Origin of the sequence: Dietzia sp. Alg238-R159 (genome assembly GCF_900537145.1) — a bacterium.
In the GTDB taxonomy this organism is placed as follows: domain Bacteria; phylum Actinomycetota; class Actinomycetes; order Mycobacteriales; family Mycobacteriaceae; genus Dietzia; species Dietzia kunjamensis.
Genome location: NZ_UNRI01000004.1, coordinates 126231 through 140327 on the forward strand (window position 1 = coordinate 126231; position 14097 = coordinate 140327).

At 71.6% G+C, this 14097-nt stretch carries 13 protein-coding genes; 3 read left to right on the plus strand and 10 right to left on the minus strand.

Annotated elements, in window-relative coordinates:
• Window positions 1–5 precede the first annotated feature (5 nt).
• The 9 genes from mraY to G6R20_RS11710 form a co-directional block, all read right to left on the minus strand.
• Window positions 6–1100 carry a phospho-N-acetylmuramoyl-pentapeptide-transferase gene (gene mraY / locus G6R20_RS11670; RefSeq protein ID WP_069389453.1) on the minus strand — a complete coding sequence of 365 codons (1095 nt, stop codon included), beginning with the start codon at window positions 1098–1100 and terminating at the stop codon, window positions 6–8.
• A complete protein-coding gene (gene murF / locus G6R20_RS11675) occupies window positions 1097–2602 on the minus strand; it encodes a UDP-N-acetylmuramoyl-tripeptide--D-alanyl-D-alanine ligase (protein WP_163376515.1) in 1506 nt (501 codons plus the stop codon). Before murF ends, mraY begins: the two co-directional genes overlap by 4 nt.
• Complete coding sequence (locus tag G6R20_RS11680) at window positions 2599–4158, minus strand: UDP-N-acetylmuramoyl-L-alanyl-D-glutamate--2,6-diaminopimelate ligase (RefSeq protein WP_067713770.1); 1560 nt, start codon at window positions 4156–4158, stop codon at window positions 2599–2601. The genes murF and G6R20_RS11680 overlap by 4 nt, the downstream gene beginning before the upstream one ends.
• Before the next feature lie 75 nt (window positions 4159–4233).
• Window positions 4234–6132: a penicillin-binding protein 2 gene (locus tag G6R20_RS11685; RefSeq protein ID WP_132063161.1), complete on the minus strand. Its 1899-nt coding sequence runs from the start codon at window positions 6130–6132 to the stop codon at window positions 4234–4236.
• 29 nt (window positions 6133–6161) lie between these two features.
• On the minus strand, window positions 6162–6965 hold the full coding sequence (locus tag G6R20_RS11690; RefSeq protein WP_096905647.1) for a hypothetical protein: 804 nt from the start codon (window positions 6963–6965) through the stop codon (window positions 6162–6164).
• Window positions 6962–7984: a 16S rRNA (cytosine(1402)-N(4))-methyltransferase RsmH gene (gene rsmH, locus G6R20_RS11695; protein WP_096905648.1), complete on the minus strand. Its 1023-nt coding sequence runs from the start codon at window positions 7982–7984 to the stop codon at window positions 6962–6964. Before rsmH ends, G6R20_RS11690 begins: the two co-directional genes overlap by 4 nt.
• Window positions 7985–8154: 170 nt before the next feature.
• The gene (gene mraZ, locus G6R20_RS11700; RefSeq protein WP_096905649.1) at window positions 8155–8631 is read right to left on the minus strand and encodes a division/cell wall cluster transcriptional repressor MraZ; all 477 of its coding nucleotides are present in this window, start codon (window positions 8629–8631) and stop codon (window positions 8155–8157) included.
• 460 nt (window positions 8632–9091) lie between these two features.
• Complete coding sequence (locus tag G6R20_RS11705) at window positions 9092–9508, minus strand: DUF3040 domain-containing protein (protein ID WP_096905650.1); 417 nt, start codon at window positions 9506–9508, stop codon at window positions 9092–9094.
• Between the two features lie 177 nt (window positions 9509–9685).
• Window positions 9686–10090, minus strand: a complete 405-nt coding sequence (locus G6R20_RS11710) for an SAV_6107 family HEPN domain-containing protein (protein ID WP_067713753.1) — start codon at window positions 10088–10090, stop codon at window positions 9686–9688.
• Window positions 10091–10182: 92 nt separating this feature from the next.
• Between G6R20_RS11710 and G6R20_RS11715 the strand changes: the two genes are divergently transcribed.
• Genes G6R20_RS11715 through G6R20_RS11725 form a run of 3 tightly spaced genes read left to right on the plus strand, consistent with a single transcriptional unit; the run spans window position 10183 to window position 13078 of the window.
• Window positions 10183–10770: a GNAT family N-acetyltransferase gene (locus G6R20_RS11715; RefSeq protein WP_163376516.1), complete on the plus strand. Its 588-nt coding sequence runs from the start codon at window positions 10183–10185 to the stop codon at window positions 10768–10770.
• Complete coding sequence (locus G6R20_RS11720) at window positions 10767–12353, plus strand: NAD(P)/FAD-dependent oxidoreductase (protein ID WP_096905651.1); 1587 nt, start codon at window positions 10767–10769, stop codon at window positions 12351–12353. The genes G6R20_RS11715 and G6R20_RS11720 overlap by 4 nt, the downstream gene beginning before the upstream one ends.
• Complete coding sequence (locus G6R20_RS11725; RefSeq protein WP_096905652.1) at window positions 12350–13078, plus strand: DUF3153 domain-containing protein; 729 nt, start codon at window positions 12350–12352, stop codon at window positions 13076–13078. Before G6R20_RS11720 ends, G6R20_RS11725 begins: the two co-directional genes overlap by 4 nt.
• 27 nt (window positions 13079–13105) lie before the next feature.
• On the opposite strand, the gene metF is transcribed toward G6R20_RS11725, so the two are convergent.
• A complete protein-coding gene (gene metF / locus G6R20_RS11730; protein ID WP_096905653.1) occupies window positions 13106–14083 on the minus strand; it encodes a methylenetetrahydrofolate reductase [NAD(P)H] in 978 nt (325 codons plus the stop codon).
• Window positions 14084–14097 lie beyond the last annotated feature (14 nt).

Sequence of the window (14097 nt, forward strand, 5' to 3'; positions counted from 1 at the left end):
GTCGGTCATCCCGTCGAGCTCGCGAGCCAGTCGCCGTAGAACAGGGCGATCGCCAGACCACAGGAGATCGCGACGAGCAGCCAGAACCGGATGGTCACCGTGGTCTCGGCCCAGCCGCCGTTCTCGAAGTGGTGGTGGATGGGGGTCATGCGGAACGGCCGACGGCCCGTGGTGCGGAACGCGGCCACCTGGATGAGCACGGAGACGAACTCGATGACGAACACCGCGCCCACGACCACCATGAGCAGCTCGGTGCGAGAGACCACGGACACGCCCGCGACGATGCCGCCGAGGAACATCGACCCGGTGTCCCCCATGAAGATCTTGGCGGGGGCCGCGTTCCACCACAGGAAGCCCAGGCAGGCGCCGAGCGCCGCCGAGCAGACCACCGCGATGTCGAGGGGGTCACGGACCTGGTAGCAGCCGGACAGGTCGACGCCCTCCGCGGTGGAGAAGCAGGAGTAGCGGAACTGCCAGAAGGTGAACACCACGTAGGTGCCCATCACCATCGCCATGGAGCCGGCGGCGAGGCCGTCCAGGCCGTCGGTGAAGTTGACGGCGTTGGACCAGCCGTAGACGAGGACGACGATGAAGACGAGGAAGACGACGACGGGGAAGCTCACCGCGACGAAGTCCCGCACGTAGCTCAATGACGTGCTGGCGGGGGTGAGCCCGTCGTTGTTGCGGAACTGCAGCACGAGGATGCCGAACGCGAGGGCCGCGAGCACCTGGCCGGCGGTCTTGGACAGGATGCCCAGGCCCTTGTTGTGGCGCTTGAAGACCTTGAGTCCGTCGTCGACCATCCCCACCACCGCCAGCGCGGTGGCCAGGCCGAGCACGAGCACGCCCGAGGCGGTGAACCCGCCCCCGCCGACCGTGACCTGGCCGATCACCCCGGCGACGATGTATCCGAGCCACACCGCGGCGAGGATCGCGACGCCACCCATGTTGGGCGTGCCGCGCTTGCTCATGTGGGACTGCGGTCCCTCGAGACGGATCTCCTGGCCGTAGCCCTTGCGCCGGAAGTAGATGATGAGCAGGGGTGTGAGGAAGATGCTCACGACGAAGGCGACGATGCCTGCGATCATGATCTGGGTCATGACTGGTTCTCCTCACCACGCGACGCGAGCAGGTGCTCGGCGACGCTCCACAAACCGACGGCAGCAGAGGCCTTAACCAGGACGATGTCGCCCGGCTCCACGCGCTCGTCCAGGATCGCCACGGCCTCCTCGGCGGTGGCGACGTGCTCCGCCTCGGAACCCCACGAGCCCTCCTGGATCGCGCCCTGGAACAGCGCACGCTGGGGGCGGCCCAGGCCCACGACCACGAGCTGGGACACGTCCAGGCGGACGAGGAAACGCCCGAGCAGGTCGTGCTCGGTGACCGCGTCCTCGCCGAGTTCGGCCATCTCCCCCAGCACCGCCCAGGTCCGCCGGTGGCCGCCGCCGGAGCGGGCCATGACGGCCAGGGACTTCAGCGCGGCCCGCATCGAATCGGGGTTGGCGTTGTACGAGTCGTTGATGACGGTGACGCCGTCGGCGGTCATCCGTACGTCCATCCGGCGTACGGAGGCGGCCTCCGCGGTCCCCAGGGCCGCGGCCACCTGCTCGACCGACATCCCGCACGCGAGACCCACCGCGGCCGCCGACAGGGCGTTGCCCACCTGGTGCTCCCCGTGCACACGGAGCGCCACATCGGCCTCACCCCGCGGGGTGACCAGACGGAAGGAGGCGCGTACCTCGTCGTCGAGCCGTACCCGCTCCGCACGGACGTCCGCGGCTCCCTCCACCCCCACGGAGACCACCTCGGCGGCGGTGCGTGCGGCCATGGTCCGGACCCGCTCGTCGTCGGCGTTGAGGACGGCCACCCCGCCGTGGGCGGCGTCCGGGAGGGCCTCGACGAGTTCGCCCTTGGTGGCGGCGATGAGCTCTCGCGAGCCGAACTCGCCGAGGTGTGCGGTGCCGACGTTGAGCACGACGCCGATCCGGGGCGGTGCCAGGGCCGCCAGCTCGCGGATGTTCCCGGGCGCACGGGCACTGAGTTCCAGGACGAGGAAGTCGGTGCCGGAGTCGGCGCGCAGCGCGGTCCAGGGGTGCCCGATCTCGTTGTTGAACGATCCGGGTGGCGCGACGACCGTGCCGGCCGCGGACAGCACGGCGCCGATGAGGTCCTTGGTGCTGGTCTTGCCGGACGAACCGGTCACCCCCACCACGACCAGACCGTGGTCGGCGACCAGCCGGTCGACACTCGCGCGGGCGAGGGCGCCGAGCGCGGCGAGCACCGACGCGCCGGAGCCGTCCGTGTCCGCGGCGAGCGCCATGGCGTTGGTCTGCCTCCGGTCGACCGCGGGCACGACGATCTGCGCGCCGTCCGCCCCGTCCACCTCGTGGGCGACGAGTGCCGCGGCGGCCCCGGCGTCGAGGGCGCGGGCGACGTAGTCGTGACCGTCGACGCGCTCCCCGGGCAGGGCCAGGAACAGCCCGCCCTCCCCGATCCGGCGGGAGTCGAACTCCACGGAACCGGTGACGGCCGACGCGGGGTCTCCACCGACCAACCGACCGCCGACTATCCCGGCGATCTCGCCGAGGGTGAGGTCGATCATGGTGCGTTGTCCTCCGTCTCGCCCGTGGGGGCGGCGTATCCGAGTCGTCTGATGAGTTCTTCGGCGGCTCTGGTGCGGTCGTCGAACGGGAACACGGTCCCGTTCCTCTCCTGACCGGTCTCGTGGCCCTTGCCGGCGATCACGACGACGTCCCCGGTGCGGGCCCAGTCGATCGCCGTGGCGATCGCCGCTCCCCGGTCACCGACCTCCTCGATCAGGGTGTCGTCACCGGCGGCGGACTCGGCGCCCGCGAGGACCGCCGCGCGGATCTCGGCCGGGTCCTCGCTGCGCGGGTTGTCGTCGGTGACCACGACCAGGTCGGCGACCTCGGCGGCGGCGGCGCCCATGAGCGGGCGTTTACCCGGATCGCGGTCGCCACCGGCACCGAGGACCACGGCGATGCGGCCCTCGGTCTGCGCGCGGACGGACCGGAGCACCGCCGCGACCGCGCCGGGCTTGTGGGCGTAGTCGACGAGCACCCGGAAGTCCTGGCCCCGCTCGACGGGCTCGAGCCGTCCGGGGACCCGGACGCGGGCCAGACCGGCCGCCGCGCCTGCCACGTCCGAACCGAGGGCATCGACGACCGCCAGGGCCACCAGTGCGTTGGCGACGTTGAACCGGCCGAGCAGCGGTAGTTCGACGTCGGCGGTCAGCCCGCGGGGGCCGTGCACGGTGAAGGTCTGGGTGCCGCGCTCGGTGGTCGCGGACTCCCCCGCCGTCCAGTCCGCGTCGGCCCCGGGTTCGGCGGAGACCGTGACCGCGTCCGGCCGCATCCCGAGCAGTCTCCGGCCCCAGTCGTCGTCCACCACGACGACGGCCCGCTCGGCGGGGCGGACCGCGGACCCCGGGTCGGCCTCGGCGTCGAACAGCCGGCACTTGGCACGGAAGTAGTCGTCCATGCTCGGATGGAAATCCAGGTGGTCCTGGGTCAGGTTGAGGAAGGCACCCACGGCGAACCTGGTGCCGTCCACGCGCCCGAGCCGCAGGGCGTGGCTGGAGACCTCGGCCGCGACCGCGCGGGCCCCCTCATCCCTCATCCGGGCCAGGAGGGCCTGGAACTCGGGGGCCTCGGGGGTCGTGAGGCGACTCGGCAGCGCCCGACCGTCGACCCGGCTCCCGGTGGTGCCGATGAGGCCCGCGACATGGCCGCCGCCTTCGAGCGCGGCTTCGACGAGGTAGGAGGTGGTGGTCTTGCCGGACGTCCCGGTGATCCCCACGACGTCGAGGGCGGCGGAGGGGTCTCCCGCGACCGCCGCGGACACCGCGCCGAGGACGGATCGGGGGTCCGGATGCACGAGGACGGGGACCCGGTCGGCCACGGCGGCCATCATCTCGAGCCCCTCGGGGTCGGTGAGCACGGCGTCGGCGCCCGCCTCGATCGCGGTGGCACCGAACGAGGCGCCGTGGACCCGCGTGCCGGGCAGTGCCGCGAAGAGGATCCCGGGGCCGCAGTCCTGTGCGCGGATCGTTGCACCCACGAGGTCGTCACCACCCCGGGTCCTGTCGCCGAGAAGGGTGGCCCGCACCGCGTCTGCCAGCTCTCGCGCTGTCGTCATCGCCTGTCCTCGCCCCGCCTTCCTTGCTCGCTACCCTCCCGTGAACCCGCTACACGCTACCCTGCCGGGCGCTGATCACCGCGCCTGCAGGACCAGTTCCGGCGCGGGGGCGGACGGCGGGATGTTGTCGCGATTGACCAGCCACGATGCGATGTCGTGGAAGAGCGGGGCCGCGGAGGCCCCGAGCACGCCGCGCGAGGGGGCGTCGAGCATGATCGCGATCACATACCGTGGGTCGTCGGCGGGCAGGATGCCGGAGAAGGTGATCCAGTAGCGCGAGTTGGAGTAGCAGGAGCACCCGGGGTCGATCTGCTGCGCGGTGCCGGTCTTGCCACTGATCTGGTAGCCGGCGACCGCGGCCTGCGGGCCGGTGCCCCCGGACTGCACGACCGAGCGGAACATGTCCCGCACCGTGCGGGCGGTCTCGGTGCTGATGACCCGCTCACCTTCGGGACGCTCGGTCTCGGTGCGCTCGCCGTCGGGGCCGACGCGCTCGGCGACGATCCGCGGCGGCACGCGGACACCGTCGTTGGCGATGGTCTGGTAAATGCCCGCCATCTGCAGGGTGGTCATGGACAGGCCCTGCCCGATGGGCAGGTTGGCGAAGGTGCCGCCCTGCCAGTTCTGCAGGTCGGGCACCAGACCCTCGGACTCCCCGGCGAGTTCGATCCCCGAGCGCTGGCCGAGGCCGAACTTGTCGAGGTACTCGGAGAACGGCTCCTTGCCCACCCGCTGGGCGAGCATGAGTGTGCCGACGTTGGAGGACTTCCCGAAGATGCCGGTGGTGGTGTACGGGGTGGGGCCGTGCTGCCACGCGTCGGAGACGGTGACACCTTCCATGCGGATGCTGCCGTCCACGGAGTGGACCTCGTTCGGATCGGTCAGCCCCGCCTCGATCGCGGCGGCGGCGGTGATGATCTTCTGCACGGAGCCCGGTTCGAACGGCGAGGTGATCGCCGGGTTGCCCAGGTCCGCCCCCCGCTCGAGCTCGGCAGCGACCCCGACGGCCGGGTTGAACGTGTTGTCGTTGGCCATCGCGCGGACCTCACCGGTGCGCGCATCGAGCACGACGGCGGACGCGGTCTCGGCTCCGGAGGTGTCCTTGGCGGTCTGGATGGCCTTCTGCACGTGCCACTGCAGGTCCGCGTCCAGGGTGAGGCGGATGGTGTCGCCGTCGCGCGGCTCGGTCACGTTGCGCAGGGTGCCCGGGATGACGGTGTTGTCCTGGGCCCGGTCGAACGTCTGCCGCCCGTCCTCCCCGTCCAGTTCGTCGTTGAAGTGTGCCTCGATGCCCTGGAGCCCGATCAGCTTGCCCTCGTCGCTCTTCGTCGTCGCACCGACGACGTTCGCGGCGAGCGCGCCCCCCGGGTACTCACGGATGTCGACCCGCTCGGCCCCGATCATGGGGTAATCGCGGGTGATGGCGTTGGCCAGCGTGACGTCGACGTTGCGGACGAGATAGGTGAAGCCACCCTCCGAGGTGAGTTTGGCCTCGATCTCGTCGCGGTCGACGGCGTCACCGAGCACGGTCTCGAACTCGTCGGCGATCTCCTCGACCAGTTCGTCCCAGGTGGGCTTGGTGCTGTCGAGCTCCCGTCGCACCTCGGCGTTGCGCTGTTCGACCAGCGGCTGGATCGACAGATCGCGGGCCTCGCGGGTGAACGCGATGGGGTCGCCGTTGAGGTCGACGATCGCTCCCCGCGTGGCGGGCAGGACCTCGTGGACCTGGCGTTGGCTCTCGGCGCGGGCCGCGAGCTCCGTTCCCCCGAGGGTCTGCACCCAGAAGAGCTTGACGAGCGCGATGACCATGATCATCGCGAAGGCGGAGCGCATGAAGGTGAAGCGTCGCTCGGTCGCCGAGGCGGTGAGGACCCTGCCGAACCGGTTCGGTGGCCGTCCGGCTCCCGGCGCGGTGCCGCGCGGGGCGCCCGAGGGGACCCGGGCGCCCGTTCCCGGGCTGCGTCGTTCGGTCATCTCCAGCGGGCCTTTCGGGGTTCGGGTGTCTAGAAGAGCGGTCCGGGCACCGGGGCGAGGGTCGCGGCGTCCTCACCGGGCGGTGCCGGAGCCGGCGGGACGAGGTCGGGCGCGGGGTCCGCCTGTGGGGCGGGAGCCGGTGGGGCGGACTCGACCATGGCGGGCGGTGGGGTGACCGGGGACGGAGGGGCTGCGAGGGGCGGATAGGGAACGGGGGCGACCCCGCGGGGCGTGCGGTCCTGGGGCGCCTGCGCGGGCGGGGCGTCGAATCCGTCCCGGTCGGACGACCTCGACGGTCCGGACGCTACCGGAGCGGGCTGCAGAGGTTTGATCGGCGCGCCGAGCTTCGCCTCGGGCTCGCCGACGATCTCGAGCACGCCGTCCGATCCCCTGGTCAGGATGGGTGCGCTGGCGACTCCGACCATGCCGAGCTTCTCCGCGCGCTGCGCCAGCACCTCGGCGGACCGGGCGCGTTCGTTGGACGCCTGCAGAGCTTCCATCCGTTCCACCAACTCCACATTGGCGTCGCGGGCGTTCTTGAGGTCGTAGGTGTCCTGGGTGGTCTGCGCGGACAGCAGGAGGGTGCCGCCCACCCCCGCGCCGATGAGAAGGAGGAGGACGACGACGAAGGGAACCCTCGCGGCGAGCTCGGCGGGACTCAGACGTTCCGCCGGGACGACCACGGTCCGGCGGCCGCGAACCGAGCGGGTGACGGGCTTGCGTCGGAGGCCGACGGGCCGTCCCGCGGGTGCGGGCGCGTCGGCACCCGGTGTCGTCGCCGGGCGGGTGTCGAGCCCGCCGGCGGTGCCGGGCGTGTCGATCGTGCTCGTCATGGGGTTCTCCCGTCGATACGCCGGACACACCGCACCCGCACCGAGGCCGAGCGCGGGTTGTGGTCGATCTCCTCCTGTGAGGCCTTCTCCGCTCCCCGGGTGATCGCCTCGAACTCGGGGCCGTGACCGGGGAGCTCCACGGGCAGGCCCGCCGGAGTCCGCGATGCGGTCCGCGTGGCCAGCTCGCGTTTGACGATCTTGTCCTCGAGGGAGTGGTAGGACATGAACACCGCACGGCCGCCGAGGCGGAGCAGGTCCAGGTATCCGGGCACCGCGTTCTCCACGGCCTCCAGCTCGGCGTTGACCTCGATGCGCAGGGCCTGGAACACGCGTTTGCCCGGGTGTCCGCCGGTCCGGCGGGCACCTTGCGGGATGGTGTCGTAGAGCAGCTCGACGAGTTGGGAGCTGGTCACGACGGGGTCGGTGTCCCGGCGGCGGACGATCGCTGCGGCGATCTGTCGCGCGAATCGCTCCTCGCCGTAGACGCGCAGGACGCGGGCGAGGTCGTCACGCGGGTACTCGGCCAGGATGTCGGCCGCGGTGGGGCCGGTGGTGGGGTCCATCCTCATGTCGAGCGGGGAGTCGACGGAGTACGCGAAACCTCGCTCGGCCACATCGAGCTGCATGGAGGAGACACCGAAGTCGAGCAGGATCCCGTCGATCGCGGGGCCCGCCTCGTCCCGGGACTCCCCGGGGAGGGCCGCCACGACGCGGTCGAAATCGTCGAAGCGGGCGTGAACCGGCGTGAACCGGTCGCGGTAGGCCGTGAGGCGACGGGTCGCCATCTCGAGGGCCTCGGGGTCACGGTCGACGCCGAGGATGCGCAGCTCACCGAACTCGGCCAGCAGGTGGGAGGAATGCCCCCCGAGCCCGAGGGTCCCGTCCACGATCACGGGGACGCGGCCGTCCTGCGCGGCCGCCTCGACGACGGGCCGGAAGAACTCGATGGTCCGCTCGAGGAAGACGGGTATGTGCCCGGAGCGCGTGGCGTCGCGGTCGGCGTCGGACTCGTCTGCCATCTCGCCTCCTCGCGTCCGGAAGTCGTCGGTGCTCCGGTTGTGGTGGAGCCCCCTGGTCCCCGTCCGGTACCCACCTGGCGTTGGGGAAGTACGTCAGGGTGGTGCCGGGCAGGGGCCGGGGGGCTCCGTCCGTCGTGCTCTCGCTTGCTCGTGTCCGTCCTCTCCCCGGATCAGAATTCGATCCCGAGCGAGGTGCCCTCCATCTCGGAGAACACGGGTAGGTTCTCCTCGCTGTAGCGGTCCCACGCCTCGGCGTCCCAGACCTCGAGACGCTCCCCGAGGCCGTTGACGACGCAGTCCTTGTCCAGACCCGCGTAGCTCCGCTGACTCGCCGGGATGGAGATCCGTCCCTGCGAGTCCAGTTGTTGGACTTCCGCGCCGCTCACCAGGAGCCGGAAGAACGCCATGTGCCTCTCGCTGAGGTTGGCGGTCGGCCGGACCTTTCTGACCAGCGCGTCGAACTCGTCCTCAGGGAAAACCGAGAGCGTGTTGGTGAACCACCCACACACCACCACCCCGTCCGCCAGGCCTGGCCTGAATCTGGCGGGGATCGTCAGCCGCCCCTTGTCGTCGAGCTTGGGACGGTGTGTCCCGTACCCGACGAAGGCTCGTTCACGTCCGGAGTCGACGAGATCGGTGTCGGTCACCCGCCACCTCCTGGGGTCCAGGCCCATCGAGCTCCTTGCGTGCCCCACTCTACCCCACAACGCCCCACAAACAAGGCCTGCGCCCCACTTCGCCCCACCGCCTCGCGTCACCGCAGTTCAGTGGCCATAGGGACCCTGCCGTCGCCGTCCCGACACCGGATCAACAGCCCGGAGGGAGCCCACTTCCGCGAGTCTTTTGGGACTCATGTGACTCGAGACGACTCACGTGGCAGCCGAGCCGGCCCCTGTGGGGAGATGTGGGGAGGAGGGGTGGGGCGTGGTGGGGAGCACGGGTGGGGCGTGGTGGGGAGGAAGGACGGAGCGCCGGCATCTCGGCGGGGACGGACGTTCCGGGTCGCGATGGGCTCTGGGCTGCCGGCCCGAGAGCGTCAGACAAATGGACGAAGGGGTGAGCGCGTGTGCGCTCACCCCTTCGTCGAAAGGCCGTGGGACGGGCCGGTCAGGGCTCCTGGTCGAACCGTCGGCGGAAGCGGTCCTCCATGCGGGAGGAGTAGTTCCGCCCGTCGGCGGGCTTGGCCGATGTCCGCCCGGTGCCGGGGACCCGGGGTCCGCCGGTGCCCTTGGCGCCGGCGGCGCCGTGCGACGGCGTGGACCGCAGCGCGAGGACACCCGCCGCGAACATCACCAGGAACCCGACGAGACTCAGTACCGGGAAGCCGCCGGGCTTGAAGTCGAGGGCGAGCCCGCCGATCAGAAGCGCCACACCGAGGATCGCCAGCGCGACCACCAGGCCCGCCGGACGACGAGCACCGGTCGCACCGGTCTTTCGGACAGACGACGCGAACTTCGGGTCGTCGGCGTAGAGCGCGCTCTCGATTTCCTTGAGCATGCGCTGCTCGTGCTCGGACAGGGGCACTTCGACCTCCTTCAGATGCTCGTGACGAACGAGCGCGGCCGGCTCGGTCGGTTCGCACCAACCGTGGATGGGGATCAGCCGGTCAGGGTTCCCCCCATCATACGAGGGCAACGCGGCGGGTACCACCGGGATTCCCCTCTGACACCTGAGGATTCCCCCGTCTCACCGCCCGGCTCCTCAGGCGGCGGGGCCGAGGACCCCCAACCGCTCGTCCACCAGGTCGAGAAACCGTCCCACCGCCCACAGGAAATCGTCCGCCATCCGATCCGAGACCGTACGCGGGAGCCCGTCCTCGACCGCCGCCGCCAGAGCGGAGTACCCACTGAAGGCGGTCGCCCACCGCTCCAGCTCCGGCACCTCCGCCGCGAGCCGGTGCCAGACGTCCGCGGGACCGCGCCGCCGCGGCCCGGGGGCCAGCAGGGCCCCGGCCGCGTACCTCGCGGCGCGGTACGACTCGAGGAACCGCTCGGAGGGAGCAGCGGCGGCGATCGCGCGCCCACGGTGCAGCTCCGCACGGCTCGCCCGTCCGAGGGTTCCCACCGCTCCCCCGCCGGCCGTCCGCATCCTGTTCCTGGTGTCCATCTCTCCTGCACCTCCCCTTCTGCGCGCACGGTATCGCCGGGGTACGACACATCCGGACGCCCCGTATCCGCGCCCGTGATCAAATGGGGTGGATGGACACCGTGATCACCCGGCTCGACGCAGCCGACTTCCGAGACCGACTGCCCGAGGCTCTGGGGGTCTACGTCGACGCCATGGGCTACCCGCCGCAGGTGGTCCGCTCCCGGGCCGCGGCGTGGATGGAGCACAGCTACCGGGACGGCTGGTCGGGTGTGGCCGCGTTCGAGGCCCCGCACCGACGCCTGCTCGGTCAGACCCGGGGGCAGCTCGTCGCCATCTGCTACGGCTATCACGGCGCTCCCGGGCAGTGGTGGTACGACCAGGTCTCCCGGGGACTGCGGGACCGGGACCGTGAGCTCCCGCCCGACTACGTGGAACTGACCGAGCTGCACGTCTCGCCGGGACTGCAGGGGCGCGGCATCGGCGCGACCCTCGTCAGGACGTTCCTGGCCGACCGGCCGGAGAGCACGGTGCTGCTGTCGACCCCGGAGGTCGACGGCGAGGACAACGCGGCCTGGCGCCTGTACCGGTCGTTGGGGTTCACCGATGTGCTGCGTTCGTATCGGTTCCAGGGGGACGCGAGACCGTTCGCCGTCCTGGCCCGATCGCTACCGCTCGCCGGGAACGGAGATCGGACGTGACCCCCCGGCATGACGTGGTGGTGGTCGGCTCCGGCCACAACGGACTGGTGTGCGCCGCCTATCTCGCCCGCGCCGGGCTCGACGTGCACGTGGTCGAACGGGACACGGTGATCGGCGGCGCCACGTCGACGGTCGAACGGTACCCGGGCCACCGCACCGACCGCGGGTCCTCGGCACATCTGATGATCCGCCACACCGGGATCCCGGAAGAGCTCGGGCTGGAGGCCCACGGACTGCGCTACGTGGACTGCGACCCGTGGGGCTTCGCGCCCGCCCCGCCGAGATCCGACGCGCCACCGATCGTCTTCCACCGTGACCTCGACGCCACGTGCGCCAGCATCGCCGCGGCCTGCGGTGAGGCCGACGCCGGCGCGTACCGGGAGTTCGTCCGCCGGTGGGACGTCCTGGCGGGACGGATGATGAAGGGGTTCGCGGTCCGCCCCACCGCCCCGGGTCTCGGTTCGGCGTTCCTCGGGGCCGACGACCTGCGCGATCCGTTCGGCGCGGTCCAGACCTTCCTGTCCTCCGGTGACGCGCTGCTGGACGCGATGTTCACCTCGGAGCGCCTCAAGGCGGCACTGTCGTGGTTCGGCGCGCAGTCGGGACCGCCGATGTCCCACCCCGCCACAGCCCCCATGATCGGGTTCGCCGCCCTGATGCACCGGATCCCGCCGGGGCGCGCGATCGGCGGTTCGGGCGCGCTCGCGGAGTCCCTCTCGGCCGCCGTCCGGGCGCACGGGGGGACGGTCACCGCAGGTGCCGGGGCCACCTCGATCCGGCGCTCCGGTTCGGGGTGGCGCGTCGACACCGAGGGCGGACGATCCCTGTACTGCTCGGCCGTCGTCGCCGCCTGCCACGTCCACACGACCCTGGACCTCCTCGCCGGCGAACTCCCGGCGGCGACGCTGGACGGGTGGCGGCGGCGGATCAGGCCCGGTTTCGGACTGGGGATGGCCGTCAGACTCGGGACCGATGCACTGCCCACGTATCCCGGCGTACCCACGAGCACCAGCGCCCACGGCCTGCAACTGCTCGTCACGGACCGACGGCACCTCGATCGCCGCTACGGCGTCGCCGCCGCGGGCGGCCTCGACGCCGATCCCGCCGTCCTGGCGATGAGCTTCAGCGCGCTCGACCCCTCGCTGGCTCCGGAGGGCCGCCACGAGCTGACACTGTGGTCACAGTGGCACCCGCGCCACCTGGCCGACGGCCGTGGCTGGTCGGAGGAGGGCGCCGCGGAGGCCGACCGGATCATCGCCGTCGCGGACCGCTTCGCGCCGGGGTTGGCCGACTCGATCGTCCACCGTCACGTCCAGACCCCCGAGGACCTGGAGACCGAACTCGGGCTGATCGGCGGGAACGTCATGCACGTGGAGATGTCCCTCGACCAGATGCTGCCGATGCGTCCCCACCCCGATCTGCGCGGTCACGCCGTGCCCGGGGCCGACGGCGTGTTCCTGGCGGGGGCCTCGACCCACCCCGGTGGCGGTGTGATCGGGACCAGCGGCAGGACGGTGGCGCGGCTCGTGACCCGCCGACTCGGCAGGTCGGCGCGGCGACGGCGGGGATCACGGGCACAATGACCGCCGTGACCCCGCCCCATCCGACAGCGAACGCCCCCACGAGCAGTGGCCGCTCCCGACTGCCCCGGCGACTGGCGGGCCTCACGGCCCTGGCCACCCTCCTGGTGCTCCTGTCCGGGTGCCTCCAGCTGAACGCCCAGATGAGCGTCCGCAAGGACGACACCGTCTCCGGCCGGATCCTCGTGGCGGGTGACCAGCCCGCTCAGGCGGCCGCGCTCGACCGGATCACCACGCCGTCCGGGCTCGAGCAGAAGGTGCGCATCACCCCCTACTCAGCGGACGGTTTCACCGGCCGCGAGATCTACTTCACCCAGTTGACGTTCGCGGAGGTCGACACCCTCACCCTCGCGATCGACATCGAGGGGGCACGGCCGTACAGCCTGGGCTTCCGCCGCAGCGGCGACACGGTGTCGTTCAGCGGATCGGTGGACCTGTCCCTGCTGCCCGCCGACCGCGCCGAGACGGCGACCACCCGGGTCGACCTGACCTTCCCCAACCGCATCAAGGAGACCAACGGCACCATCGGGGCCGGCAACTCCGTCAGCTGGTCCCCGGCTCCGGGGTCCATCACGCGGATGCAGGCCTCGTCGTCGTATCCCGACCCGGCCGCACGTGGGTTCGCGGTGTGGATGATCGTCGGGATCGGCGCCGCCCTGCTGGTGTCCATCGGGACGATCCTGGCCGCCCGGACGTCCAGGGCCCGTGCCGACCGGCTGGTGCGCTGACCCGAGCCGCACCCCCACCGGGGCGGATCAGATCCTGCCGGCCGCCACCCCGGGGGCGGGGGCCATCGACAGGTTGGTGAGGACCTCGTGGGTGGCCTTGGAGAAGTTCAGGGTGTTGAAGTGCAGGCACGGGACACCCTCGGCGATCAGTCGCTCGCACATGCGGGTGGTGAGATCGATCCCGACCTCACGGACCGCCGCCCGGTTCTCCTCGGGCCCGTCCCCGGCCGCGGTCCGGAGCCGCTCGGCCAGGTCGTCGGGCAGGGCGCAGCCCGAGAGCTCGACCATCCGCTGGACCTGCCGCAGACTCGTGACCGGCATGAGTCCGGGGATGATGGGCTTGGCGCCCTGCTCCGGGTCGGCGGCGACGGCGCGATCCCTCAGGCGCAGGTAGTGCTCCACGTCCCAGAACATCTGGGTGATCGAGTACTCGGCGCCGGCCCGGAGCTTGTTCACCAGGATCTCGGAGTCGTGCTCGAGGTCCCGGGCCCGGTAGTGCCCCTCGGGGAAGGACGCCACCCCGACGTGGAAGCCCCCCACCTCGTGGATCAGACGGACGAGCTCCTCGGCGTAGTGCAGCCCCTCCGGGTGAGCCGTCCACTCGCCCAGCGGGTCCCCGGGCGGGTCCCCGCGCAGGGCGAGGATGTTGGACACCCCGACCTCGCCGTACATGCGGATCATGTCGGTGAGTTCGGCGACCGTGTGGTCCACCGCCGTCAGGTGCGCGATCGGCAGCAGGTCGGTCTCACGGACGAGCCGCTCGACGACCCGGACGGTCCGGTCCCGCGTGGATCCGCCGGCCCCGTAGGTGACCGAGACGAACGCCGCCCCGAGGTCGGAGAACACGGTGGCGGCGCGCCAGAGTCGGTCCTCGGCGGCCTCGTCTCGCGGCGGGTAGAACTCGACGGAGAACGGAACCCTCGGGGTGGTCGACGTCGCGATCCGCTCCACGATGCTCGGGTGCCGGCCGCCGTCCGTCGGGTCGGAGTCGGGTAGCTGGGTCACCCGACCAGGGTAGC

Excerpts from the sequence above, each read along its gene's own strand:
- mraY (WP_069389453.1), bottom strand. The coding sequence starts at position 1,100 with ATGACCCAGATCATGATCGCAGGCATCGTCGCCTTCGTCGTGAGCATC.
- murF (WP_163376515.1), bottom strand. The coding sequence starts at position 2,602 with ATGATCGACCTCACCCTCGGCGAGATCGCCGGGATAGTCGGCGGTCGG.
- G6R20_RS11680 (WP_067713770.1), bottom strand. The coding sequence starts at position 4,158 with ATGACGACAGCGCGAGAGCTGGCAGACGCGGTGCGGGCCACCCTTCTC.
- G6R20_RS11685 (WP_132063161.1), bottom strand. The coding sequence starts at position 6,132 with ATGACCGAACGACGCAGCCCGGGAACGGGCGCCCGGGTCCCCTCGGGC.
- G6R20_RS11690 (WP_096905647.1), bottom strand. The coding sequence starts at position 6,965 with ATGACGAGCACGATCGACACGCCCGGCACCGCCGGCGGGCTCGACACC.
- rsmH (WP_096905648.1), bottom strand. The coding sequence starts at position 7,984 with ATGGCAGACGAGTCCGACGCCGACCGCGACGCCACGCGCTCCGGGCAC.
- G6R20_RS11710 (WP_067713753.1), bottom strand. The coding sequence starts at position 10,090 with ATGGACACCAGGAACAGGATGCGGACGGCCGGCGGGGGAGCGGTGGGA.
- G6R20_RS11715 (WP_163376516.1), top strand. The coding sequence starts at position 10,183 with ATGGACACCGTGATCACCCGGCTCGACGCAGCCGACTTCCGAGACCGA.
- G6R20_RS11725 (WP_096905652.1), top strand. The coding sequence starts at position 12,350 with ATGACCGCCGTGACCCCGCCCCATCCGACAGCGAACGCCCCCACGAGC.